The 1,142-nt window shown below is 74.4% G+C and carries 1 protein-coding gene; it reads left to right on the forward strand.

Features of this window, described 5'->3' with window-relative positions; translation table 11 throughout:
* Window positions 1-1,109 (forward strand): efflux RND transporter periplasmic adaptor subunit (locus tag FOY91_RS21340; protein WP_145156081.1); only part of this gene is annotated, 1,109 nt, incomplete at its 5' end.
* Window positions 1,110-1,142 lie beyond the last annotated feature (33 nt).

Raw genomic sequence — 1,142 nt, forward strand, 5'->3', positions numbered from 1 at the left:
CCGCCCCGCCACCCGCCGCCGTCACCGTGGCGGCGCCGCTGGTGCGCGCGGTGAGCGAGTGGGACGATTACGTCGGCCGCTTCGCCCCCAGCCGCACGGTTGAGATCCGCCCTCGCGTGGCCGGCGAAGTCACCGGCATCCATTTCCGCGACGGCGAGATCGTGCAGAAGGGGCAACTCCTCTTCACCCTCGACCAGCGCCCGTTCACCGCCGTGCTGGCCGAGGCGCGCGCCAATGCCGCCAGCGCCGCCAGCGCGCTCACGCTTGCACGCACCGATCTGGGCCGGGCCGAGCGGCTGGTCGCCGACGAGGCGGTGTCCGCCGGCGAGGTGGATGCGTTGCGCGGCCGGGTGCAGGCGGCGCAGGCCGCGCTCGCCGCCGCCAACGCCCGCGTGCAGGCGCGCGCGCTCGATCTGTCGTTCACGCAGGTGCGCGCGCCGATCGCGGGGCGCATCTCCGATCGCCGCGTCGATGCCGGCAATCAGGTGGCGGGCGGCGAGGGCACCGGCGGCACCGTGCTGACGACGATCAACGCGCTCGACCCGATCTACTTCACCTTCGACGGTTCCGAGGCGCTCTATCTGAAAACACAGCGCGCGCGGCAGCCGGGTGTCGCCCCCGCCGCCGTGGAGATCCGCTTGCAGGACGAGGCGACGCACCGCTGGCGCGGCCGGCTCGACTTCACCGACAACGGGCTGGACCAGCGTTCCGGCACGATCCGGGGCCGCGCGGTGCTGGCGAACCCCGGCTATTTCCTCACCCCCGGCATGTTCGGCAACATGCGGCTGGCGAGCGGCGGCACGAAGCCGGCGCTGCTGGTGCCGGACGACGCGGTGCAGACCGATCAGGCGCGCAAGGTGCTGCTCACGGTCGATGCTCACAACGTCGTGAGCGCCAGGCCCGTGGTGCTGGGGCCGGTGGTGGATGGCCTGCGCGTCATCCGTTCCGGCATCGGGCCGGGCGATCGCGTGGTGATCCGGGGCACGCAGATGGCGATGGCGGGCGCGACGGTGGCGCCCCGCGCCGGCCGCATCGCGCCTCAGGCCGCACCGCCCGCGGTCGCCGCCACCCAGCCCACCGCCGGCGAGGCGACGCTCGCCACCAACTGACGCCGGTGGCCGGCCCGCCCGCCGGCGTCAGTT

Source organism: Alterirhizorhabdus solaris (genome assembly GCF_007785815.1).
GTDB lineage: Bacteria > Pseudomonadota > Alphaproteobacteria > Sphingomonadales > Sphingomonadaceae > Alterirhizorhabdus > Alterirhizorhabdus solaris.